Raw genomic sequence first — 25,477 nt, forward strand, 5'->3', positions numbered from 1 at the left:
ATGTTATTTTTTACATGTAATATCGTTCTGTTCTCAATTACTTTCTATTGTATAAGTCCCCTCTTCAAAATTTACATGCAATTCGGCATATGCCCCGTCATATTCCCAGCGGATTTCCAGAGAACTCTCCTCTCCGGAGATTGTCACCTCTGCACCTTCCGAAAATGCCTTATGGGTATTTCTCATACGGATTAGCGCAAGCTGTTTTTGAACCACATCTTTTTTCAGTCCTTCCGCGATCTGATCAACGGAAATATTTGTCCGATTGATTTCCTTATGTCCGGATTCCCCTGCACGCTGCACCGCTTCATGGTCATTTTTTCCGGCAAACAGATCCAGATACCAGATCTGCGGTTTGCCCGGCATAAACATCTGGATGGCCCGCGCCAGAAGCATTTTTTCATCCGACTCTCCCAATGCACTGTAGTACGTGGCATTTACCTGATAATACAGATTCTTTTGTCCATGTAAATTTTTGACCATGCCCCCACGGGATACAATCCGGTCAATTAACGACTGGATCTCCTCTTTTGGAAGCAGTCCCTTTAAATCCAGAAGCGGGATACCGTCGTGACAGCCAAGCATGTTGACCGTGGAGATCTTCTTTTCCACAATTTCCTTCGCCCATGCTGCAAGGTATGTTCCGCGCCTGTTCTCAATCGCATCAATGACCAGTCCCGGCAGGAAAAAGTCGTAGGTCGCATAGCCTTTTTCTGCAAGCGTCTGGTATATTTTTTCGTCATACGCTGCGTGGATCTCCGGCAAAAGCGTAAGTCCCAAAGGTTCTGCCAGCGCATGAATCTTCTGTAAAAGTTCCCATGTCTCCGGATCATTGAGGAAGTTTTTCTTTCCCGGTGTCTTCGGCGCATAGGCAAAGGCATCCAGCCGCACGATCGCCGCTCCATAAGAAGCTATTTTCTCCAGTGTTTCACGATAAAACTCCCACACCTTTGGCGACTGGATGTTTACATCCATCTGTCCAAGATAGTGTCTGCCATGCACTTCCTGATAAAAGGTATTCCAGTACGGCACCTTTTTTCCATCTGGAAATTCCACCATCAGGATCGGCAGCCCGGGTTTGCGGAAAAACATCTGCTTCAGGCAGCTTTCCTCCGGCTGGATATAGCCTTCCTCCGTCATGGTTCCATGCCCTTCCCAGAAGCGGTTCCAGTCGATGAAAAAATCGCGGTACGCAGAAGCCTCCCCTTTTTCCACAAGATCCTGAAACTGTGGGGACTGTGCGGAAGCATGGTTTAAAATAAAATCCAGTTTCAGGTCAATCCCCATATTCTTTAACTGGTCAAGGTCTTCCCGGTTGGCAAGCTGCTCATTCAGGTCATAGTCGATCACGGAAAATCCCCGGTCGAGATCGGAATGATACAGGCTCGGCAGAATGTAAAAGGAAGAAAATACATCCTGCATTGCCTCAGTTTTTAGCAATGTTACAATATCTCCCAGATTTCCTCCAAGACTGTCGGGATATGCATTGAGCATCGGTTTATGGTTCATAAACTCTTCCGTCCTTTCCCACGATTAATCCTGCATTTTTGCGCTGCACTTCAAGTTTTTCCTGTTCCAGTTCTACCACGCGGCAGATAAACGGGCTTGCGGCATTCTCATCGCGGTTTCTGCGGATACGCCGCTCCCTGGTCTCCTCTGGGGAACTTTCCAGAAAGACGGGCAGATCCACACCATGTAAATCGTCACTGCCTCCGTGTGTCCACTCCAGAAGTAATACGGATATTCCGGAAAAATCGGTTTCTTCCGATGAAATCTCGCCATCTTCCCGTCCCATATGCCGCAATGTGATCGTATCTTTTCCCTCATGAAATGCCGCAAGCACTTCATTGATCCGGTCGAAGTCAATCTCTTTCTTTGTTCCGAGATATCCACGCAGTCCATCTTCCCCCGTTTCTTTATACACACGCATCCGTTCTTCATCATTGCGTTTTGGAATCCGGTGTGGATAATCATCGCCCGAGAGCAGATAACAACCAGTTCCGTCATTTAAAAAGTACTGCTGCAATGCCGTTGCGAGTGTTGTTTTTCCGGAACCGGAACCACCGTAAAGGCTGATGACCACTCGATTTTTGGCATTCCTGTCACACCATTTCTGCACTTTTTCATATAATGTTCCAGCCTCTTTCAGCTCTGTAAGAGAAAACTGATATGCCTCATATTCTCCGGTAAACGGCGGAAGCGGAATTCCCGCATGCATCAGTGCTGCACCGGAATACTGCCTGCCGCTCTGTTCTTCCAGATACACGGCATCCGGTTTTAACCCACGCAGGCGGACATAAACGGTCGCCTGATTTGCCTCTGCCATAAGACGCACTACGCTTACCAGTGCATGATCCTGTTGCTCTGAGACGGACATCCATGCCGCAATTTCATCCGTAAACGGATCCGACAGCCGCCAGTACGTTCCCTCGTTAATGAGCGTTTCATACTTCTTGTACGTTTTGATCTGCTCCCGGATCTGCTGTTTTTCCTCATCCGATAAAAGCGCCGGGTTTAATTCGTAACCGAAAGTTCCTGCCATCGCCGTCACTCCACGGGTATGCAGACTTGTCAATCTTCCTGTCTGGTGATTCGGCACTGCGGAAACATGTGCCCCCACAGCAGAAACCGGATAAAAAAAGGAGGTTCCGTACTGAATCCTTGTGCGGTTAATCGCATCCGTATTGTCACTGCACCAGATCTGCGGAGAATAATAAAGCATTCCTGCATCAAATCTGCCACCTCCGCCGCTGCATCCTTCCAGCAGCAAATCCGGGTAACGGTTCGTCAGACGTTCGAGGAAATCATAAACACCAAGTACATAATCATAGGAAAGATTTCCAGCATAGACATCTGCCATGCTGCGGTTCATATCCCACTTGACATAATCAATTTTTCCCTGATCGAGCACGGCACAGATCTGGTCAAATACACAGTCGCGCACTTCTTTTCTGGAAAAATCAAGCAGTAGCTGGTTTCTCGAGCGCACCGGCTTTTTCCCCGGAATCCGGATCGCCCAGTCCGGATGCGCCCGGTACAGATCACTGTCTTCATTGACCATCTCCGGCTCAATCCAGATGCCAAATTTCACGCCCTGCTCATGCACACGGGTAATAAGATCTGCCAGACTGCCCCCCAGTTTCTTTTCGTTGACCTGCCAGTCCCCAAGGGAAGAATTGTCATCATTTCTTTTCCCGAACCAACCGTCATCCATCACTACCATATCAATCCCAAGGGAAGCGGCTTCTTTTGCCAGATCCACAATCGTATCTCCCGTAAAATCGAAATAGGCTGCCTCCCAGCTGTTGATCAGCACCGGACGCTGCATATGGACATATTTGCTGCGGCACACATGGTTACGGATGCAGTTATGATACTGCTGCGACAATGCAGACAATCCATCTGCCGAATAGGATAAAATGACTTCCGGCACCGTAAAGGTTTCTCCAGCCGCGAGCGGGTAGGAAAACAGTTCTTCATTTAATCCAAGAAGCAGGCGCGTCTGGTTGAACTGGTCTTTTTCCGCCTCACAGGAGAAATTGCCGCTGTATACAAACAGCATGCCATAGCAGCTGCCTGCCGTCTCTGTTGTCCCTTTTTCTGCCAGAATTACTGCCGGATTATACTGATGGCTGGATGTTCCCCTGCGGCTGCCAAACGCAATCGTTCCATGTCCCAGCGGGGTGCGCTCCAGATTGCGCTCCATGGCATGCTTTCCATAAAACCGCAGGACATCAAACTCTCCCTGTACAAAATCCAGACAGGCTGCCGCTGCCTTTTCGATCGTAATCTGTCCGGTTCCCATATTTTTAATCCGGACACTCCTTGTAATGATATCGGTTTCTTCTAAAACGCCATACAGCAGATGCACTTCAACCTGTGCGTTTTCATCTGCAAGGACTATTTCCAGTGTCTGTGCTTCGTTTTCATCTGCCCAGACAGCCGGAAGTCCCTGTAACTGATACTTGCCGCTTCGGATCTCATAGCTCTTAAAAAGCAGATCTGCACTTTCCACCCCTTTTTCATTTTTGATATTCAGCGCGATATTGCGGTAATCCCCTGTGCCAAGGGACGGATACTCCTGTGGCAGCGCATCCAGCGAATAGGTGCGGTCCATGCCCGCTGCATAAGGATTTCCGGAAAATCCGCGGTCTGCATAGGTTAAGACATAATCCATGGAACTGTTTGTTTTTTCCCCATAGTACAGATGCAGCAGATATCCCAATGGGTCGACCTGCATCTGATAGGTTGTATGCGCTGTATGCAGGGTAAAGATTTTTTTATTTGGATTGTATATAATTGCCATAGAAGCCACCTCGTTTTATTTTTTATCCTTTGACTGCACCGTTTGCCACACCATTCAAAATCTGTTTCTGACAGATCATATAAAAGATCAGGATCGGGATCAGTGCCAGAATATAGGAGGCAAACGCCAGATTGTAATTGGTTCCAAACTGTGTCTGGAAGTTAAGCTGTGCAAGCGGCAGCGTATTCTGTCCGGTTCCGGACATGATAACAAGTGGTGTCATTACATCATTCCACGTTCCAAGTGCAGTCAGAATCGCAACCGTTGCATGCATCGGTTTCATCATCGGAAAAACGACTTTCCAATAAGTTGTCCAGGTGCTTGCGCCATCGATATCTGCAGCCTCCTCCAATGCTACCGGAATATTTTTTAAATATCCACTGTAAAGCAGGACATTCATTGGCATGTAAAATACCAGATACAACACGATGACACCGGCACGGTTTCCAAGTCCCATGTGTGCCGTCTGTTTTACCAGAGGCATCATTAAGATGGAAAATGGAACAAACATACCACTGACAATATACAGATAGATAAAACGGAAACTTTTTCTTCTTGCCATGCCCCGCCCGATCACATAGCCTGCAATCGAGTGGATCAGAATTGCCAGTACGATCGTTACCAGAGTGATCAGTAAACTGTTTCCAAGAGAACGCCAGAAATCGGTCACTTCCATTGCCTGACGGAAGTTTTCAAAACTCCATTGTTTCGGGAAAGAAAGTGCACCCGCCACATCGTTTGTCATCTCACTTGGTTTCTTAAACGCAATGATCGCTGCCATATACAGTGGAAAAAATACGGTAACCGTACCCAAAATCAGAACAATCGTAAGTACCCGGTTTGTTTTCTGTTTTTCTTTCATCATAACTGCTCCTCCTTCTTATTCATGACTGTCATCTGGAAAAGTGAAATTGCCACAATCACAATAAAGAAAATAACTGCATTTGCACTCTGGAATCCAAACTGTCCGCCATCCATACCATTTTTATAAATCAGGTAAGAGATCGATTCGGTGCTCTGTGCCGGACCTCCCTTGGTCAAAGACATGATCTGGTCGAATACCATGAGAAAATTCTTTGTGCTCAATACTAGATTGATTGTTACAAACGGCATAACCAGTGGAAATGTTACTTTCCAGAACTGTTTCCATTTACTTGCTCCATCAAGCATACTCGCCTCGTAAACTTCCTCCGGGACGGTCTGCAGACCGGAAATATAAATAATGGTATTCATGGCAACTGCCTGCCATACACCAACAATCAGCACACCAATCCATGCGTATTTTTCACTTGCAAGAATACTGTTCTGCAAAAATCCAATATGGAACACATTTCCCACAGTTGGGAGAATGTAAGTAAAAATAAAACTAAAAATATAACCGATGACAAGTCCGCCTAAAATATTCGGCACAAAATAAATACCGCGCAGTGCACTTTTGCAACGGATCTTACTGTTTAATCCAACTGCCATGATCAGACTCAGCACATTTACCAGTATCGTTCCTGCCAGTGCATATTTAAACGTAAACACATAGCTTTTTCCCACGCGGGAATCCGTAAACAGATCTGCATAGTTCCGGAACCCGACATAATCGTACGTTCCATATCCTTTATAATTGGTAAAGCTGTAAATCACACCTTTAATCATTGGAAGTGTATTGAATGCAAAAAATAAAATCACAACCGGTATGACAACCGCCCAGAATGTTTTGTCCCTGTTTGACATTTTCTTTTTCATTGTTCATCCCCCTGTTCTTTCTGATAATCCTGTACTTTCCGAATCAGATCCCGGTTATAGCGCTTCCAGTCGGAATCAAATTTTTTCAAAAACTTTTCCTGTGCATTATCGCTTGTATCCAGCAGGAACGTCTGGATCATGGCATCCACACTCATCTCACTCGGATAATGGTGATCCTGATAATCTGCCATGCGGTTGTTTTCAATGTAAGGACGCATATCCTTGAGTGTTTCCGGAATTGCAAAATCCCCATCCTTGCAGGCAATTCCGCCCTGATCATCCAGATAAATCTGAATGGTTTCATCGTCATACAGATATTTTAAAACTTCATATGCTGCTTCTTTGTTTTTGCATGCTTTCATCACAGAAAACTGTAAATCAATTCCTGAATTTAATACATTGTCTGATTCCTCATCATTTGCAGGAAATGTAAAAGAGCCGATATTCATGTCCGGGTTGACCGATTTGATCTGCGGGATCGCATAGCTTCCGATCGGATACATGGCAGATTCCCCGCGGGCAAATGCTGTACAAGCATCGTTATAACCGTATGCATACGGATTTTTTTCGGCGTAATCCAAAAGCGCACGCATCTTTTCTGCTACCGGTCCATACGTATCGGAAAATGTGGTATTTCCCATATTTACCTGATTGCAGGTGTCCGAATCGGTAAGTCCGACTGCCAGCGCATTCCACGGAGCCAGACAGGTCCAGGTATCTTTAAAGCCCAGATACAGCGGAAGTGTTCCGCTTTGCTTTATTTCATCACACAGTGTGGTAAATTCCTGCCAGGTGGTCGGAACTTTCCAGCCATTTTCCTCAAACAGATCTTTGTTATATAAAATTCCTGCCGCGTTTGCCACATATGGAAGTGCATACGTGCCATCCTTTGGAATAAACTCCAGTTCCTTATCCATATCCAGATATGCCTGTTTTACGGTCTGGACTTCATCCAGACCGGAAATATCTTCAAACAGGTCTGCATCTAAAAAATTGGAGTAGTTGATATCACCTCCGATTGCGATGATATCCGGATAATCCTCCCGGATAAAACGTGTCTTTAAAATGGTCATTGCTTCATTTGGAGATGAAATCGTCAAATGAATGTCATCATGTGTTTCATTGAACCGCTTTTCAATTTTTTCAAATGCCTTAACTGCTTCTGGTTTGTAGGAAACCACTTCAATCTCCGTTTTTCCATCCGCCCTTTTTTCGCTTCCGCATCCAGCAAGTCCTGTCATACACATACCAAGTGCAAGTACAGCCGCAAGACCACGGAAAATATTCCTTTTTGCCATATTCCTCTCTCCTTTTCTTAAATATATCCGCTTGCCTTTTTGATAATCTGATTATAACATACCTTTATGCGTCCTTAAATACCCACATTTTTTTAATTTTATACCCAAATGCAATATTTTGTGCTATAATAGATACTAATATCGCATTTTGGTATATACGGAGTGTTTTATGAGTAATACATTTTTTAATATTTTTCCAAATGAAAATTTTATCGATCTGTGCATGTATCAGTTTGGATACGAACAGTGTGATCCCGGTCATTCTTTCGGACCTGCAACACGCAACCACTATCTGTTTCACTATGTTCTTTCCGGAACCGGAACGCTTATGGCAGACAATGCAAAGGGGGATACACAGACCTATTCCGTAAAAAGCGGACAGGGATTTATGATTTTCCCGGGGCAGATCAATACTTACATTGCCGATGAACAGCTTCCATGGGAATATATGTGGATCGAATTTGACGGCTTACGTGTAAAAGAGGCTTTAAGTGTCACAGATTTGTGCAAAGACGCGCCCGTTTATCATTCCCATTCCAAAGAATTACGGGAAAAACTTGCCGATGAAATGCTTTATATCGTCAATCATCCGCAGGAATCCTCCTTCCATCTGATCGGGCATCTGTATCTGTTTTTGGATTATCTGCTGCAGTCGGCAAAGTCAGCAACGCTGATCTCCAGTGGGCGCATGAGTGATTATTATATAAAAGAAGCGATCAATTATATGGAACAGAATTTTCAGAATACTATTTCGATTGAAGATATCGCTGCGGTATGTGGCATCAACCGGAGTTATTTCGGAAAAATCTTCCGCAACTCGACCGGTCGCTCCCCACAGGAATTTCTTATGAACTACCGCATGGTAAAGGCTACGGAATTATTAAAGCTGACTTCCTTATCCATTGCAGATGTCGGCTCTGCTGTCGGATACGAAAATCAGCTTCATTTTTCCCGTGCTTTTAAAAATATTTATGGTGTTTCTCCGCGGGAATGGAGAAAACAGAACAAATAGCTTATGCTTCCTGCTTCTTTGCAGTAAACAGTTTCTTCAGACAGCTGAATGCAACCAGCACACCGAGAACCATCAGAAGAATAGCCACGATAAACTGCAGACCGTCTACCAGGAAAGTTGCCTGACCACCGGAAATATTGGAAACCAGTGCAATGGTCTTCTGGATCAGTGCGGTAAACGTAACTGCCAGCATAACAAACATCGGTATGTAAAGTGTCCAGCCGGTTCTTCCAGTTGTCTTTAAGAATACCGCAAGTGCAATCAGTACAAGTGCTGCAAGCAGCTGGTTCGCAGAACCAAACAGTGGCCAGATATTATTGTATCCGCCAAGAGTCAGTAAATAACCAAAGAATAAGGTAATAATTGTTGCAAAATATTTATTAGTCAGAACTTTCTGCCAGCCCGGCATCTTGGAAGTGTCAGTAGTATCCCCGTAAAACAGCTCCTGAAACGACATACGTCCGATCCGTGCAACAGAATCGAGAGAGGTCAGTGCCAGTGCAGATACACACATCGTCATAAATACGGTAGCAACCTGTACCGGAATACCGAATTTTTCGAAAAATCCTGCAACACCAGCAGAGAAAATAGAAAACGGAGTACCCTCCGGCTTTGTTCCGTTTACGGCAACCGCACCAACAACAACCAGTGCAATGACTCCGAGCAGTGACTCTACCACCATGGCACCATAACCGACCATTGGCATATCTTTCTCATTACTGATGGTCTTTGATGATGTTCCGGAAGAAACCAGACTGTGGAATCCGGATACCGCACCACAGGCAATCGTTACAAATAAGGTAGGGAACAGATAACTGCCATCTACATTAAATCCGCTAAATGCATTCAGCTTCATAGTCGGATGCTCGGCAATGACACCGACAACCGCACCAATGATCATGCCCAGCAGCATGAAAGTGGTCATGTAATCACGCGGCTCCATGAGCAGCCACATCGGCATGACAGAGGCAAGGAACAGATATGCCATAACAATATAGATCCAGGTACTCTTTGTCGCATACATTGGAAGTTTCATACCAATGATAAACATGACAACCAACAGGGCAATGGCAACCACTGCGCGAACCCACTCTTTCATTTTCCCGACCTTTTTCTGAATCAGGCCAAAGATGATGGCAACAACGATAAACAACATGGAAATGGATGCTGCTGCGGAATTCGCATAGCCTGTTGCCTTTGTCATCCCTTCCACACCTTTTCCGACAAACGTTCCGGCAACCATATCGGTAAAAGCTGCCATAACCAGAAGGGTAAACAGCCAGCAGAACAGCATAAATAATTTCCGTCCGGTTCTTCCGATATATTTCTCGATGATCATTCCCATCGATTTTCCTTCATTTTTAACGGAAGCATACAGTGCACCGAAATCCTGCACGGCTCCGAAAAACAGACCTCCGATCAGCAGCCATAACAATACCGGCACCCAGCCGAATACGGATGCCAGGATCGGTCCGGTGACAGGTCCCGCACCTGCAATGGAAGAAAACTGATGGGCAAACACTGTCAGTTTGGAGGAAGGAACATAATCCTGTCCATCTTCATGCGTATAAGCCGGAGTTTTTGCTTTCGGATCCAGCCCCCATTTGCTGGCAAGCCAGCGTCCGTATAACAGATAGCCGGCACCAAGTACTACAATTGCAATTAATACGATAACTAAACCATTCATTGTTTTTTCGCCATTTGGCGACTCCCTTCTTAAATATTTGCAAAGAGACAGGAACAAGAATTTAAAAAGCCTCCGTCCCATATACCTGTTACAGTATATAAAGACGAAGGCTTATTTTATGCTTCCGCGTTACCACTTTATTTGCCGTATCAAACGACCGCTCACTCTCATCTCAACAGACTCCCCTCTGCAGAAATAAGGTTCCTGATAACGGTAGAATACCGGTGAAGCTTACTGTCCTGACGGAATTCAGCCCACAGCTCACAGAGGATGGTCACCATATCTGTCTGTTGTCTCGCACCGCCCGACAACTCTCTGGAAAAAAGTATATTGTGATCGTATTCTGTTCTATGCATTTGCTCTATGACTCTTCGTTAACAAAAAACATAGCACTTGATTCGACAATTGTCAATACACCTTTCAACTATTTTCTCTTTTTTCTTGCAAGAACGACACTTTGGATCACCAGGAACAGACAAAGCATTGCTGCAATTGTGATGCCTGTCCACCATGCCTGATCCAGTCCGGCGGAGGAAACAATATTCTGAATCGTACTGAGGGAGAGTACACCGAAGAATGTTCCAATGATGTTTCCGACACCGCCGGTCAGGAGTGTTCCACCAATAATGGATGATGCAATCGCGTTCATTTCCATTCCGCTTGCATGTGTTGCCGCACCGGAACCGACATGCAGGAAATATACATAGCCTGCAATACCGGCGAGCAGCCCACTCAGCAGATGCGCAAGAAAACGTGTCTTTTTAACGTTAATTCCAAGCATAAGAGCACTCTGGCGGTTACCTCCAACCGCATAAAACGAACGGCCAAGCTTCGTCCAGCGAAGCATGACAAACATAATCACAACGATCAGGATTGCCACAATCACACCGATTTCCACATATGCATTCACATATTTGCCAATACGGTTGACAGATCCCATTCCCGGAACAATTACACGGGTATCTTTCAATTTCACAAATGCCTCATTTTGTACATTGAACGGATCTGTATGTACGATAGAAGTCATACCTCTTGCAAAGAACATACCTGCAAGTGTTACGATAAATGGCTGAATATCCAGATACGCTACCAAAAATCCCTGTACCAGCCCAAATCCAAGTCCAATGGCAAGTGCAATCAGGAGAGATACAAACACATTTCCGCCCTTGAAATCCAGATATACCGCGCAGCACATACTTACAAGTGCAACGACACCGCCGACTGAAATATCAATGCTTCCGGTAATCATAACCAGACTAAGTCCGCATGCTGTAATGATCAATGCGCCATTGGCGTTTAAAATATTAAAAAATGTCTGTGGTTTTAAAAATCCGCCGCCCTCAAAAATCATCGCGCCGATATACATCAGGAAAAATACAACGATGGTGATTGTCAAAAGCAGGTTGGCATCGGAAAGTGATACCTTTTTTAAGGATTTTGATTTCATATTAGCCTACCTCCTTTGCATTTCTTACTTTCATCTTCTGTGAAAAAGATGCAAATTTTTCCCGTACCACCGGAGCACTGATGACAACTAGGATAATAACAACAATTGCCTTATAAGCAGAGATTGCTTCGGATTTTACGTTGAACTTATACAGTGTTGTGGTTAAAAACTGAATGACATATGCACCCAGAATAGATGCCGGCAGATTAAATTTGCCACCGCTTAATGAATTTCCTCCAAGTGCTACTGCAAGGATCGCATCCATCTCAATATCTTTTGCAATAACAGAATAGTTAATTGTGGAAATACGACTTACTTTGATCAGTGCTGCCACTGCCACACAAAGTCCTAAAATAACAAAGCTCAAAAACTTGATAAATGCCGGATTTAATCCGTTTAATCGTGAAGAACTCTCATTAATACCGACTGCCTGCGTATACAAACCAAGGCTTGTAAATTTCATAACCAGTCCCATAACGATCATACATGCTACCGCAATAAAAAACGGAGTCGGAATTGGAATTCCCGGAATAAAACCACCAAAGTATCCAAACGACGGATCACTGATTACCGGAAGTTCGTTATTGTTGATCCATGCTGCAATGGAACGCCCTGCAGTATAAAGAATCAGGGTTGCTACCATCGGCTGAATCTTAAATCCGGCAACGAGGATACCATTAAATGCACCAAAGAGCATAGCTACCACGCAGCTTACGAGAAAGGCTACAATGATTGGAGCCTGCAGATGATCCGGACGGGAATTTGTGCCGCAAAGTACACGAAGGATAACCGAACCGGCAATCGCGATACCTGCACCAACAGAAATATCCTGTCCTCCAGAAGCTGCTGTAACTAACGTCATACCGATTGCCAGAATGGCAAGTTCTGAGCCGTAGTCCAAAATTGTGATCAGATAACCGGATAATACATGATTTCCGGCGCTGTTTACGTCCAGTGTTATTTTATAGAACGATGGATCGGCGATCAGATTAAATACCGCCAGCAGCACCAGGGCCACGATCGGAATCAGAATCTGCTTTCCGCTGAATATATCCATAAAGTTCTTTTTTTGTAATGTTCTTGTTTTAGCCATTCTTTTTTTCACCTCCGGCAATGGTATCCATAATCTTGCTCTGCGTTAAGTCTTCACCTGAGATTTCGCCTACTTTCCTGCGATCGCGCATAACGATCAGACGGGAGCAGGTACGCAGCATTTCATCTGTTTCCGAAGAAATAAAGGTCACACTCATACCCTCGGATGCAAGCTTTAACACCAGCTTTTGAATTTCAATTTTTGTTCCGATATCAATGCCTCGCGTTGGCTCATCCAGGATCAGATATTCCGGATGTGTCAGAAGCCAGCGGGCAAGAATTACTTTCTGCTGATTTCCACCGGAGAGAGATTTAATCGGTGTATCCGCCGATGCCGTCTTGATTTCCAGCAGCTTGATATATTCGTCCGCAAATTTGTTTGCCTGCGCTTTGCTGAACGGACGGAAGAAACCGCGCAGCACCTGTGCTGCAAGAATGATATTATCGCGGACGGAGAGGTCTCCAACGATACCATCCACCTTTCGGTCTTCCGGCAGATAAGCAATTCCGTTTTTCATAGCATCTATAGGTTTTGTAATTTTGATTTCTTTTCCGTTCTTTTTGATCTTTCCACCAATGATACGGTCCGCACCAAAAATTGCACGCACACACTCACTTCGTCCAGATCCCAGCAGACCGGTAAATCCATTGACTTCTCCTTTTCTTATATAGAAATCAAATGGTTTGATGCCTGCGTTACTCTGTAACTGTTCCACTTCAAATACCGGTGGAACATTTTCATCCGCATGATATACCTGCGTCTCATCTTTGATCTGCGCCTCATCGTCCAGCTCTTTGCCCAGCATCTTTGCAACAAGCTGCACACGTGGAAGTTTTTCAATCTCGTATTCTCCCACCAGTTTGCCGTCCCGCAGCACGGTGATACGGTCACATACCTCATATACCTGATCCAGAAAGTGTGTAACAAAGATGATTCCTACACCTCTGGCTCTTAAGTCTTTCATTAACCCAAACAGCTTCTGCACTTCTTTATCGTCAAGAGAAGACGTCGGCTCGTCAAGGATAAGCACCTTACAATCCATGTCTACAGCCCTGGCAATGGCTACCATCTGCTGGATTGCAATGGAACAGTTTGCCAGCTGCTGTGTTGCTTTTGCCGGAATATCGAGTGATTGCAGAATTCTGTCTGCATCGGCGTTCATTTTTTTCCAGTTCTGCATTCTTCCTTTTGTTCGTCCGATAAACATGTTTTCTGCTACCGACAGATTCGGGCAAAGCGTAATTTCCTGATACACGGTACTGATTCCAAGATTCTGTGCATCCTGCGGCGAATGAATTGCCACTGCTTTGTCGTTTCCTTTGAGGAAAATTTCTCCCTCATCTTTTTCATATACGCCGGTCAGCACCTTAATCAATGTAGATTTTCCCGCGCCGTTTTCACCCATCAGCGCGTGAATTTCTCCTTCACGCAGGGAGAAATCAACCGCCTGCAATGCCTTTACCCCTGTAAAGTTTTTGTGGATATTTTTCATTTGTAATACAACATTTTCTTTCACCAGCTTATTCACCCCTTGCTTTTTTGGTTAGAAAACGCGGCGCTACGTTTTCCTCATACGCGGCGCCGCGCCAAATGTTTCCTGTTTTGTTTAGATACCGTATTTATTTACATCATCCTCTGTGATGGTTGTTGCATCAAAACCTTTCTCATCCATGATGATGGTCTTCTCTGTGATTTCCTCGTTGTTCTGTAATTTCTGGATAACATCGGCAATGTAAGAAGCCTGGAATGGATTACACTGTCCATCATAGTTCCAGTTCTGATCTAACAGTTCCTGTAATGCCCACTTGTTGCAGTCAAATCCCATAACGACAACGTCTTTGCCAACACCGTGAGAAATATTTGCTTTGTCAAGAGCGGCAACAGCACCCTTTGCCATATCATCGTTCTCTGCATAGATAACGTTGAATTTCTCTCCACTGTCGATAACGGACTGTACGATCTGCTGTGCTTTTTCTGCATTCCACTCTGCAGTCTGCTCATTTACAATGTTCCATCCTTCAGCTGCTGCTGTATCTGTTAATGCTCCGGATCTTCCTTTCTGTGCTGCAGATCCCATAACACCCTGAATGTGAATGATGTTATACTCATCAAGATTCTGTGCCTTTAACCAGTCACATGCAGTCTGTCCTTCTTTATCCATATCAGATACGATTGATGCTGCATACAGGCTTTCATCTGCATCGATAACACGGTCAAAAAGAATTACCTGTGTTCCTGCATCCTGTGCATCCTTTAATACGGAATCCCATCCGGATGTGTCTGCTGCGGAAAGAAGTAAGTAATCCACACCATCCTGAATGAATTTCTGTGCTGCTGTAATCTGTTCATCGTTCTTTAAGCTGTATGCAAATGATGCATCGTAACCGTTTTCTTTTGTAAACATGTTCTTCATGTCTTTATCGTTTGCGGTACGATATCCGGACTCGTTTGGATCATTGTTAATGATTCCGACCTTAATCAGATCTCCGCTCGAACTACTGCCGGCTGCTGATGTATCTCCGGCTCCGTCCTTTGTATCGGTAGCCCCGCAGGCTGCCAGTCCAAGTACCATCATTGTTGCTGTCAACATTGCTAAGATTCTTTTTTTCATACCCTTTTACCTCCCAATATGAAATCTTTTGTTTGCTTGTGCATTTACTATACCATCCGTATTTTTCTGTTTCAATCCGATTTATGCCTGTTTTAAACGGTTTGTAATATGTTTACAATACATATTTTGTATGATATCATCTAAAAAAAATACAAATTTATTTTTATGTGGAAAGATCTTTGATTTGAGGTGGAAAATCTTTTGATTTTATGGTATTTTCTGTAATTTCTGATGAGATTCTGTCTGAAATCTTATTGGTGAAAACGATAAATTTCTCTGGAAAAGTGGATTGTTTTTGAAAAAGGTAGAATCTTCTTTGATAAAAAAAATAATTACACGCCTGTTTCCACCAAAGAAAGGAAAAATTTTATGGCAATCAAATATAAATGGCTGGCAGGACACCTGCGCGAACAATTACCGGATTATACAGCCAATGGAATTCACCGGCTTCCAACCGAAGCTGCCATCAGCCAGCGCTATAAAGTGAGCCGCCAGACCGTGCGGCAGGCACTGTCCGTTCTGGAACAGGAGGGATTAATCGAAAAAAGGCAGGGAAGCGGGTCCTATATCACGGGACGCAGCCGCGGAGAAGACCGGATCGACCTTCTGCTCTCCAGTGACTCTGCTTATTTGTATCCGATGCTTTTGCATGACATCAAAAAAACACTTGCGGCACAGGGCTTTTCCACGACTGTACACATCACGGAAAACACCTTTTCCACAGAACATACTCTTTTACAGAAGATTCTCCACCAGCCGCCGCGCGCCCTGCTTGTGGAAGGTGTAAAAACTGCGCGCACGAACCCGAATCTGGATCTGTACCGTAAACTGCAGAAAAAGAAATGCCCTGTTCTCTTTTTACAGGAATCCTATCCGGAACTGACCAATTGCCCATGCGTCACCATGGATGACTTTGGCGGTGGCATTTTGCTCACCCGGCATCTGCTCGCCACCGGCCATACCCGCATCGGTGCGATCTTTCCTGCGGATATGCGTTCCGGACTTTTGCGCTGCCAGGGGATGCTGCATGCCCTGCGGGACACAGGTGCACTTCCGGAAGATTCCCTGATATGCTGGTATTTTTCCAATGATCCGGACTATGGCATACAAAAAGCGATGCAGAAACTCATTTCTTCCTGCACCGCTATTGTCTGTTATAATGATACCATTGCCTATGCACTTTGCCGTGCTGTCTCAGACCTGCCACAGCCACCGGAGATTACGGTTGCCTCCTTTGACCACAGCTACCTGTGCCACTTTGGACACACAGAGTTTCTCTCCCTGACCCCGGCCGAAGCGCCTGGCAGCCGCGCCGCCGGGGTTCTCCTCCACCAGCTGCAGGGGATTTTAGTCTCTTCCACAGAAATTCCCTGGAAGCTTTAAATACTGCTGCGGTATTCACGCGGACTGCACCCCTGCGTCTTTTTAAATACAAAACTGAAATAATGAGGATCTTTGTACCCCACCTGTGCGGCAATTTCCGATGTCGGAAGTTCCGTACTTTTCAGTAGCTTTTTTGCCTTTTCCATACGTTTTTCCGAAATATATTCGGTAAATGTCTTCTGCATATTCTGACTGAAGACAGAACTTAAATAATTAGCACCCACCTGTACCTCGCACGCAACGGTACCCAGCGATAAATTCTCACTCGTGTAATGCTCATCAATATAAGCAAGTGCTTTTTTTAACGTTTTACTGCTCAGATTGGTGTTCTGTTCATCACGCAGATCGATTGCCGTCTGTAAAATACTCAGGAAATATTCAAATACCTCGTCCTGCTGCACATGCACATTGGTTCCGTATTTGCCGATATGCGCCAGAAATTCTTCTTTTGTCACACCGTTTCGCTCCATAAACGCAATCGCCGTAAACCGGATATTAAGCACAACATAGTCACGGAATATCACGGAATGTATTACCTCGGATATGCTCTGCAGATAAGACTCTACAAAGTTGTATACTTCTTTGCTGCTTCCTTTTGCCAGAAATTCCGAGATAATTTCCGGTGACATTTTTGTCGCATCTACTTCCGCAATCCGCGTGTCATCCTGCGCCGGCAGATAACTTTTTAATGTCTCTTCCGAAAGTACATGCATTTGCGGATACAAAAAACGATATGCACCATAATGATTTACACGATCATAACACTCTTTCAGCATCGACAGCCGTTCCACAGGCGTTCCCACAACAACATACCAGTCTGCATTGGCGTTTTGTGACTCGCAGTTCATCTGGATCTGTGCAATCGCCCGCTGTGTATAATCTTCCATTTCCTCCGCATCGCATTTGACTAAAACCCCATAACAGTTGACGTTCCAGCGAAACAGGATATATTGCGGAAAACGCAGAAAATACTGCAGAATTTCTTCCTGCAGGTGCACAAAAGTATTCATCTCCCGCTCGGAACCATTCTCTTTTTCCTGCTGCACGTACAAAAACAGCAGATTGTAACACGATGCTGACAGATCCAGCGACCATTTGGCAGCTTCATCATAAATTTCTGTTACACAAAGCTCGCCTTCTAACACCTGCTCAAAGAAATGCCTTATGGAAAACTGCTCATATTCGTGCATTTCGTTTGCCAGTTTGCTCTGAAAATCTTCCTGCTCCTGCTCTGCCTCGATTTTTTCTTTTAATTCCTGCAGCACCTTGCGCAGACTCATTCTCGTAACCGGTTTCAGGATATACTGATCCACGCCAATGGAAATTGCTTCTCTCGCATATTCAAAATCATCATAACCGCTGATAATGAGTATCTTTGTCTTCGGGAATTCCTCCCGCACAATCCGGCTGAGTGACAGCCCGTCCATAAACGGCATCTTAATATCGGTAATCAGTACATCCGGACGTGTCTTTCGAATCAGCGGCAGTGCAACTTCACCGTCTGCTGCCTCCCCGACAAACCGATACCCATACTGTTCCCAGGGAATCCGGTCCCGCAGCCCCTCACGGATAACGGTCTCATCTTCCACCAAAAATACTTTTAACATTTGTTTTATCCCCTTTAATACACTCTGTCTCCCAAAACAGAAAGCACATTTTTTTGTGTATACACTTTTTCTTCTACATAATTAATTTTGTCTACCGACTCACCGTCTTCCAGCCGGTTGATAATTTCCTGTATGTATGTTCCCTGCAACGGATTACATTCAATATCCACATTGATCACGCCGGACTTTACTTTTTCAAGTGCACTCCTCGTTCCGTCAAAAGAAATCAGCGTAATATCGCCTCCCGTCCCGGTCGTCTTTCCGGCCGCACGAATTGCCTCGATTGCACCAAACGTCATATCATCATTCTGCGATACAACCACATCAATATCTTTATATTTCTGCAGATATTTTTCCATCACTTCTCTGCCTTTTGCCGTGGTAAAATCAGCATCATCGGAATCCAGAATTTCCCAGTTCGGATGCGTCTTTGCAATCTCTGCAAACCCTTTTGTGCGCCCTAACGTTGCAGATGCATTGGAAGTCCCTCGCAGTACCACGATATGTACCGTTTCCTTTTGATCAAATTTCTTCCCCTTCAGGTCTTCCTCCAGCCAGCGCGCGGCATTTCTTCCTTCTTCCGTAAAATCGGAACCGACCCACGCCGTATACAGCGATGGATCACAGCTGACATTCCGATCCATGACAATCACCGGAATATCAGCCTCTTTTGCTTCCTGCAGCACGGTTTCCCAGCCATCCTCCACAATGGGTGAAAAGACAATATAATCCACACGCTGCGAAATATAACTGCGAATTGCTTTAATCTGGTTTTCCTGTTTTTGCCTGGCATTGTTAAACAGTAAAAAATAACCGTTTTCTTTGCACAGTGCCTGTTGGATGGATGCCGAATTTGCGGTACGCCACATAGACTCGCTGCCAAGCTGTGACACCCCTACCACAATTTGATTCTGACTGGGAATCTCCTGCTCTGCCGTACTTTGAATATCTATCGTTTTTCCACAACCTGCCAGAAAAAGCACCAGCATCAAACACCCGATGACCGGTATCCATCTGCCTTTCTTTTTCATGTTATCGCCTCCCCTGTTACGTTGTGCACCGCCGGAATCACGATCGTCACCTGCGTCCCTTCCCCCGGTCTGGATGCAATCTTTACCCCATATTCCGCGCCAAAATACATGTGCAGGCGTTCATTGACGTTTGCGAGTCCAAAGCCACGATCCGTCTGTTTGCATGGCTTTTCAATCTCTTTTTGCAAATCCTGCAGATCGGCTTCCTCCATCCCCACGCCGTCATCTGTCACCGTCAGTATCAGCAGATCCTGTTTCTTTTCTCCACGGATACAGATCTGTCCTTTGGAGCGCTTGCATTTGATCCCATGATACAGTGCATTTTCTACGATTGGCTGCAATGTCATTTTAGGAATCTGATAGCCATAGAGTTCCGGATCTATTAAAATATGATATTCCATAATATCATGATAACGGGTCTCCTGAATCTGCAAATAACTCCTGACATGCTGTTCCTCCATGCGGATACTGATAAATTCCTGACCATGACTGAGTACAAGTCTGAAAAAATCAGACAGGGTAACAACCATTTCCGTTGCCTGTTCTGTCTCGTTACACTCAATCAGCCACACAATCGTATCCAGTGTGTTGTATAGAAAATGGGGATTAATCTGCTCCTGCAGCAGACGTAAATCTGCCTTCCGCATTTTCTGTTCATCCTCACGCACCTTATTCACCAGAATCTGTATATTTTCCGCCATATCGTTAAATCCGTGTGCAAGCACCGCCACTTCATCGTGCGATTTTACGTGTGTCCGCACAGCAAAATTTCCCTCCGAAATCTCTCCGGTCGCATTGTAAAGCTGTCTCAGCGGGCGTAATATTCCGGACGTAACAAAAAAACCTGCGCCTCCGACAACAATCCCCAGTGCCGCAAGAACTACAGCAAACACAATAACAAATGTGTGGATCTGCTGGTTTAAGGTGTTTGTCACAGCCTCCATGTAATTTGTCTGATAATAAATATAGTACTGAATGTCCTCCTGAATCAGTTCTGTCAGGATATAGATATTGTCATCCAGCTGCCGGATGTTCTCATCGTAGCGATCACCCTTTTTGACATTTTCTGCAATATCATCCACACGGTTTTTAAGTGTATCTACATTGCGCAGCAGACTATCCAGCCACATACGGCTTTCATAATCACTCGTCACATCCCGCAAACCGGTACAGCTCTTCTTCAGGTTCCGGATAAGCACATACGGGTCTTTAAGCGTCTCATCATTTGCAATATTGTCCATCGAAACATATCCCACAACGACTTTGTAAAGACTTTCATCCATCTGTTCTTTGAATTGAATATTGTAGGTGTTTGCAATGGTAAGATGATCCACAATCTCATGATATGTCTGGTTGTAATTAGCTATGGAAATTAACAGATATACTGCAATCAGCAGAAATGGCAGCATTGATGCAGACAGCAATAACAGCAGCTTGCTCCGAATGGAAAACGCTACCTTCTTCGTTCTTCTTTTCTTTTTCATACCCTACCTTTATTTTGATATACCTCTCCCTGTCTCCTTGTTGATTATATACCCAATTATGCAAAAGGTCAAAACCCGTCTGCCTGGCTATTGACTTTTGTTTTTGCCCGGGATTATAATCGTGTTTGCCAGTAAACAGGATAAAAAGAAGGTTTTATAACTATGAAAATAAAGCAGAAAAATACAATTGATATGACCCACGGAACACTGTGGAATAAATTACTGATTTTTGCTCTGCCTCTGGCTGCCAGTAGCATCTTACAGCAATTATTTAATTCTGTGGATACCGCAGTGGTCGGCCGTTTTGCAAGCAGCCGTGCATTGGCGGCCGTGGGAAGCAACAGTTCGCTCATCGCACTGATGATTAATCTGTTCATCGGAATTTCGCTCGGTTCCAACGTAATTATTTCCCGCTACATCGGACAGAAAGCCGAAGAACATGTAAAAGGGGCAATTCACACCGCCATCGTTGTCGCTTTATGCAGTGGCATTTTCGTGCTTGTACTGGGGCAATTCATTGCCAGACCGGTACTGACACTGATGGGAACGCCAAAAGATGTTCTCGATCTGGCAGTTTTATATCTACGGATCTATTTTCTCGGCATGCCATTTATCATGCTTTATGATTTCAGTTCCTCAATCCTGCGCAGCATCGGTGACAGCCGCCGCCCGCTGTATGCCCTGATTGCCGCCGGAATCATCAATACCGGACTGAACCTGATTCTTGTCATTGTATTTCATCTGGGAGTATCCGGTGTCGCAATTGCCACCGTTGTTTCTAATATTGTAAGTTCCGGTATTCTGTTTTATATTTTACTGCATGAACAGGAACCAATCCGTGTCAAACTCTCCGGCTTGTCCATTGACTGGGGCGAACTGAAAAAAATTCTGATCATTGGTGTTCCTGCCGGCCTGCAGGGCATGGTCTTTTCCCTTGCCAACGTCTGCATCCAGAGCATGATTAACAGTTTTGGATCAAACGCTATCGCAGGATCTGCAGCTGCACTGAACTTTGAATTTTTTGCGTATTTTATGGTAAACGCATTTGCCCAGACTACCGTAACTTTTACGAGCCAGAATTACGGTGCCGGAGATTTTCAGCGGTGCAAAAAAGTATACCGTCTCTGCATGATTTTTTCCGTGATATTCTGTGGTCTGTTATCCGGTATTTTTGTACTTGGCCGGGACTTTTTCCTTCGCCTGTACACGACCGATCCGAATGTCCTGACTTTTGCCGTACAGCGCCTTCTGATCGTCACCACACTGGAACTTCTGACCTCCACTTACGAGATCAGCGGCGGTGCCATGCGTGGCTTTGGCCATTCCCTGACACCGGCTCTGATCACCGTGGTCGGCTCCTGTGTGCTGCGCCTTATCTGGATCAACACCGTCTGCCGTGCCGTACATGAATTCTGGGTTGTTATGATTATCTATCCGATCTCCTGGGTACTGACCGGTACGGTTATGATCACGGCGTATCTGCTTCTGCGGCGGAAACTGATGCGTTAAGCATCGGAACGGGCAAATGCATTCTTCATCTGTCCACACAGTTCAAACAGAACTTTATCAAGTGTATCGGCAGCTTCTTTTTTTACCATATCTGCCACCGCATTGTTTGCTTCTGTCTTAAGTGCCATGCGCTTTCCTGCGTCGGTTTCTTTTTCCAGCAGCTTATCATAATGATTGATAATCTCATGTCCTTTAGACAGCACTTTCTCCTGATACCGCTCGACATGGAACACCGATTTCTTATAAGAGGCATCTGCCATCGCACCAATCATCCGGCTTACCCAGTAAAAATTATCTGTAGAAACTTCTGCTGTCGTATTGGCCACATATTCCGGAGTTTCCTCCACCTGCGCATAAAACGGCACCATGGCATTAAAAGCATTGGAGCCATATGCAACCCACTCCAGTACATTGGCATCCTCTCCATGCTCCGGGCGGATATGCACAAGACCAACAAAATCATTGCGGTTGATACCGATGGAACGATACATGCCGCGCTGCCCCGGATCTCCATACGCTCCATATGGATCGTAAGGTGTTCCCTGATAATGCGAAGAAAGCACATATTTCACATCTTCCACCGTAATCCTGCGCTCCGGTACCAGTGTCCATGGCAGATCATCGGACTCCGGTGTAAAATCCGCATCCGGTCCATCCCAGTTGTATGTGTGTGGATTCAGGCAACGCAGCATATACCACGCACGCGGTGTATTGTACACATGATCTGCATCGTCATGGCTGCCAAAAGCTTCGCGCGGATTCAGAGTGCCATCCATGGATAGATTCAGGTGATGGTTCGCAATAAACTCCCGCATATCTGCAGAACACATATGATTTTCCTGCATGGTAAATGCATCATCCAGATCAAATGCATCAATTCCAAGCTGATTTGGCATAACCACATACGCATCATCCGGCACACGGCGTGCAATCCAGTGATGTCCGCCAATGGTCTCCATCCACCAGATTTCATTCTGATCGGAAAAGGCAATTCCATTCATTTCATAAGTGCCATATGTTTCCAGAAGTTCTCCCAGCCGCTGGACACCCTCTCTTGCATTGTGGATATAAGGAAGTACTAACGATACAATATCTTCCTCTCCAATGCCGTTTTCCACCAGCGGATCTGCACCGAGTACACGTGGATTGGATGTGATTGTCTCGGTTGCCGTCATTCCGGTCCGTGCTTCATTAACTCCGCATGCACCCCAGATTCCTTTCCCTTCCACTGCATTTGGCATAGCTGTATAGCAAAGTGGATTTTCTGGAAGCGGAATTTCTACAGAAGAAAGTACCGCTTTGTATACACGCGGCTGCTCCTTTGGCTGCACCACAATCATTTTCTTTGGCGTAAAGTGATCATTTCCACCCGCATCATCATTCCTTGCAATCATGGTTGAACCATCATAGGTTGCATTTTTTCCTACTAATATCGTTGTACAAGGCATATTTTTTGTCTCCTTTTCTTTCTATTTGCCATTACATTTTTATTTCCGGTTGCCAGACGGACAGTTCTTCTTCATTTTCATAATAAATATGATAATCTTCTCTCATGGAAGCTCCCTTATAAAATATCCTGCTTCTTTCATGGCTTTTGCGAACTTCTCCACCGGCATCTCTGCCTTTGTTGCTGCAATCTCAAGAGACAGTGTTCCGTCCTGCACCAATGAAAAAAGCATATCATTACGGCCCTTTTCCATCATTTCATTGTCTCTCATAAGTAACGTCATGTATTCCACCTTCCATTCCTCATGTTTTTTTGCCTTCAGAACAGCATTTTCAAGCTTATTCACGAATTGGCTATTGCCTGTCTGTCCTGTCGTAAGCCAGTTTAAAAAGTCCTTCATTTCATCCGATACATCATCTGCATGCCCACCGGCACACAAGAATATTTTCGTTGACTCATCTCCCAATACAAGTTCTGGTATCTCTTTACATTGATTTTCAAATGTGTACTTGTGTAACCCCTCCTGAAATTGATCAAATGGACAAATAAAGATCACATAGCTCTTTTTCAGTTCTTTATAATCCGCACCCCTTTCAAGTAAATTTAAATCTATCATTCCCTGATAATATCTCGTACGCTTCGGAAGATTATCTTTTTTGCTCGTCTGCATTTCACAATCATACACAATCCCGGAATCATCCTCGCTGTACACATCAAATCGTATGCCCTTTCCATCAGCCGTCATTTCTATTGGTTTCTGTTGATCAAGTCGGGTGAAAGCACCTACTTTCTTTCCAAGAATAAGTTCTAACAACTCGTGACAGAGTTCCGGGTTCGTTGTCATTACTTTACAGAACATAAAATCATCTGTAAACGTTAAGTCATCATACTTTTTTGCATTTGCCATATCATTCTTCTCCTTCTTCCTTTTGTGAATAGAGAAGACACTGGGAGCATCGATATTGTTATGAAAGTCTTTTTTATAGTATAACATACACTATTAATTAAGCAATCATTCATCCGCAGAAACAAGCCATTTTCCCAAATGCCATCCCATATTTAATTGTTAAAACTCGTGGTATTGTAAGCACCTGAACTTCTTGTGCTTTAAACGATTTGTCCAGCCTGTTTTTGACTGAATTTGATTGGTGTGAGTTTTGTAAATATAGAATAACGTATCTATCTGTTCTCGTCAACTCATATTTACAATTGTAAATTTTCCACTTTCGGAAGTGGCTGGAAAACAGGTGCAGTTACAACACCTATTTCCCAAATTTTTATCTTTATTTCAAATAGAAGACGCGGTTTTCTTTTCTAGGAATAACATCCGGATAATCCCCGTCCACATAGCCGAGCGCACAGTGTCCGATTCCCTCATATTCATCCTCAATCCCAAGGGATGCAAGCAGTTCCCTGCCCCAGCTGCTTTCAAATTCCTCTTTCGCGCGGTGAATCCAGCAGCTGCCGATTCCCAGATCATGGGCTGCAAGCATCAGGTTTCCCATCACAAGACTGCCGTCATAGACATGTGTCGGCCAGTCTTTTTTTCCTAAAACGATGAGTATTGCCGGTGCGCCGTAAAACGGATCACCCTCACTTCCCATGATTTCTGCATTTTTCTTTGCGATTTCATCGCGCTTCTCTTTGTTTGTCACCTGAATGATGATGACATTCTGTGCGCCTCTGCCGTTTGCCGCATAGGTTCCCGCTTCAATGATCTGGTCTAAAAATTCCTGTGGGATGGCATCCGGTTTGAATTTACGGATGCTTCTTCTGGTTTTCATTTCTTCTAATACGTTGCTCATTTTGGTTTCCTCCTGTCAGT

19 protein-coding genes and 1 other annotated feature are annotated in these 25,477 nt (G+C 44.7%); of the genes, 3 read left to right on the top strand and 16 right to left on the bottom strand.

Annotated elements, in window-relative coordinates:
* Nucleotides 1–33 precede the first annotated feature (33 nt).
* Genes gtfA through M72_RS00710 form a run of 5 tightly spaced genes read right to left on the bottom strand, consistent with a single transcriptional unit; the run spans nt 34 to nt 7,341 of the window.
* A complete protein-coding gene (gene gtfA / locus M72_RS00690; RefSeq protein ID WP_055066818.1) occupies nt 34–1,509 on the bottom strand; it encodes a sucrose phosphorylase in 1,476 nt (491 codons plus the stop codon).
* On the bottom strand, nt 1,499–4,306 hold the full coding sequence (locus M72_RS00695; RefSeq protein ID WP_055066819.1) for an alpha-galactosidase: 2,808 nt from the start codon (nt 4,304–4,306) through the stop codon (nt 1,499–1,501). The genes gtfA and M72_RS00695 overlap by 11 nt, the downstream gene beginning before the upstream one ends.
* 22 nt (nt 4,307–4,328) lie before the next feature.
* On the bottom strand, nt 4,329–5,171 hold the full coding sequence (locus M72_RS00700; protein ID WP_055066820.1) for a carbohydrate ABC transporter permease: 843 nt from the start codon (nt 5,169–5,171) through the stop codon (nt 4,329–4,331).
* Nucleotides 5,168–6,043 carry a carbohydrate ABC transporter permease gene (locus M72_RS00705; protein WP_055066821.1) on the bottom strand — a complete coding sequence of 292 codons (876 nt, stop codon included), beginning with the start codon at nt 6,041–6,043 and terminating at the stop codon, nt 5,168–5,170. Before M72_RS00705 ends, M72_RS00700 begins: the two co-directional genes overlap by 4 nt.
* Nucleotides 6,040–7,341 carry an ABC transporter substrate-binding protein gene (locus tag M72_RS00710; RefSeq protein ID WP_055066822.1) on the bottom strand — a complete coding sequence of 434 codons (1,302 nt, stop codon included), beginning with the start codon at nt 7,339–7,341 and terminating at the stop codon, nt 6,040–6,042. The genes M72_RS00705 and M72_RS00710 overlap by 4 nt, the downstream gene beginning before the upstream one ends.
* A 169-nt stretch (nt 7,342–7,510) precedes the next feature.
* Between M72_RS00710 and M72_RS00715 the strand changes: the two genes are divergently transcribed.
* Complete coding sequence (locus M72_RS00715) at nt 7,511–8,353, top strand: AraC family transcriptional regulator (RefSeq protein WP_055066823.1); 843 nt, start codon at nt 7,511–7,513, stop codon at nt 8,351–8,353.
* Between the two features lies 1 nt (nt 8,354).
* Here the strand turns inward: M72_RS00715 and M72_RS00720 are convergent, their stop codons facing one another.
* From M72_RS00720 to M72_RS00740, 5 genes are all read right to left on the bottom strand, one after another.
* Nucleotides 8,355–10,040 carry a carbon starvation CstA family protein gene (locus M72_RS00720; RefSeq protein WP_055066824.1) on the bottom strand — a complete coding sequence of 562 codons (1,686 nt, stop codon included), beginning with the start codon at nt 10,038–10,040 and terminating at the stop codon, nt 8,355–8,357.
* 96 nt (nt 10,041–10,136) lie between these two features.
* Nucleotides 10,137–10,400 (bottom strand) — a binding site (T-box leader).
* A gap of 64 nt (nt 10,401–10,464) precedes the next feature.
* Entirely contained in the window at nt 10,465–11,487 is a 1,023-nt protein-coding gene (locus tag M72_RS00725; protein ID WP_022044786.1) for an ABC transporter permease subunit, read from the bottom strand.
* A 1-nt stretch (nt 11,488) separates the two neighbouring features.
* Nucleotides 11,489–12,580, bottom strand: a complete 1,092-nt coding sequence (locus tag M72_RS00730) for an ABC transporter permease (RefSeq protein WP_022044787.1) — start codon at nt 12,578–12,580, stop codon at nt 11,489–11,491.
* Complete coding sequence (locus M72_RS00735) at nt 12,573–14,072, bottom strand: sugar ABC transporter ATP-binding protein (RefSeq protein WP_022044788.1); 1,500 nt, start codon at nt 14,070–14,072, stop codon at nt 12,573–12,575. The genes M72_RS00730 and M72_RS00735 overlap by 8 nt, the downstream gene beginning before the upstream one ends.
* 114 nt (nt 14,073–14,186) lie before the next feature.
* Nucleotides 14,187–15,191, bottom strand: a complete 1,005-nt coding sequence (locus M72_RS00740) for an ABC transporter substrate-binding protein (protein WP_022044789.1) — start codon at nt 15,189–15,191, stop codon at nt 14,187–14,189.
* A gap of 369 nt (nt 15,192–15,560) precedes the next feature.
* Between M72_RS00740 and M72_RS00745 the strand changes: the two genes are divergently transcribed.
* The gene (locus M72_RS00745) at nt 15,561–16,574 is read left to right on the top strand and encodes a GntR family transcriptional regulator (RefSeq protein ID WP_022044790.1); all 1,014 of its coding nucleotides are present in this window, start codon (nt 15,561–15,563) and stop codon (nt 16,572–16,574) included.
* Here M72_RS00745 and M72_RS00750 read toward each other — a convergent pair.
* Genes M72_RS00750 through M72_RS00760 form a run of 3 tightly spaced genes read right to left on the bottom strand, consistent with a single transcriptional unit; the run spans nt 16,571 to nt 20,696 of the window.
* Nucleotides 16,571–18,181: a response regulator transcription factor gene (locus tag M72_RS00750; protein WP_022044791.1), complete on the bottom strand. Its 1,611-nt coding sequence runs from the start codon at nt 18,179–18,181 to the stop codon at nt 16,571–16,573. The two genes, M72_RS00745 and M72_RS00750, sit on opposite strands and share 4 nt — an antisense overlap.
* 14 nt (nt 18,182–18,195) lie before the next feature.
* Nucleotides 18,196–19,212, bottom strand: coding sequence for an ABC transporter substrate-binding protein (locus M72_RS00755; RefSeq protein WP_022044792.1), 1,017 nt, complete (start codon nt 19,210–19,212; stop codon nt 18,196–18,198).
* A complete protein-coding gene (locus tag M72_RS00760; RefSeq protein WP_022044793.1) occupies nt 19,209–20,696 on the bottom strand; it encodes a sensor histidine kinase in 1,488 nt (495 codons plus the stop codon). Before M72_RS00760 ends, M72_RS00755 begins: the two co-directional genes overlap by 4 nt.
* A gap of 162 nt (nt 20,697–20,858) precedes the next feature.
* On the opposite strand from M72_RS00760, the gene M72_RS00765 reads away from it, so the two are divergent.
* Entirely contained in the window at nt 20,859–22,205 is a 1,347-nt protein-coding gene (locus M72_RS00765; RefSeq protein WP_082413711.1) for an MATE family efflux transporter, read from the top strand.
* Here the strand turns inward: M72_RS00765 and M72_RS00770 are convergent.
* From M72_RS00770 to M72_RS00780, 3 genes are all read right to left on the bottom strand, one after another.
* On the bottom strand, nt 22,202–23,653 hold the full coding sequence (locus tag M72_RS00770; protein ID WP_055066826.1) for a C69 family dipeptidase: 1,452 nt from the start codon (nt 23,651–23,653) through the stop codon (nt 22,202–22,204). The two genes, M72_RS00765 and M72_RS00770, sit on opposite strands and share 4 nt — an antisense overlap.
* A 102-nt stretch (nt 23,654–23,755) precedes the next feature.
* On the bottom strand, nt 23,756–24,559 hold the full coding sequence (locus tag M72_RS00775; RefSeq protein ID WP_022044796.1) for an Rpn family recombination-promoting nuclease/putative transposase: 804 nt from the start codon (nt 24,557–24,559) through the stop codon (nt 23,756–23,758).
* A 376-nt stretch (nt 24,560–24,935) separates the two neighbouring features.
* Nucleotides 24,936–25,457 (bottom strand): nitroreductase, encoded by a 522-nt coding sequence (locus tag M72_RS00780; RefSeq protein ID WP_055066827.1) that lies wholly within the window; start codon nt 25,455–25,457, stop codon nt 24,936–24,938.
* Nucleotides 25,458–25,477: the final 20 nt, after the last annotated feature.

The sequence above is a fragment of the Roseburia faecis genome (assembly GCF_001406815.1).
Classification (GTDB): domain Bacteria; phylum Bacillota; class Clostridia; order Lachnospirales; family Lachnospiraceae; genus Roseburia; species Roseburia faecis.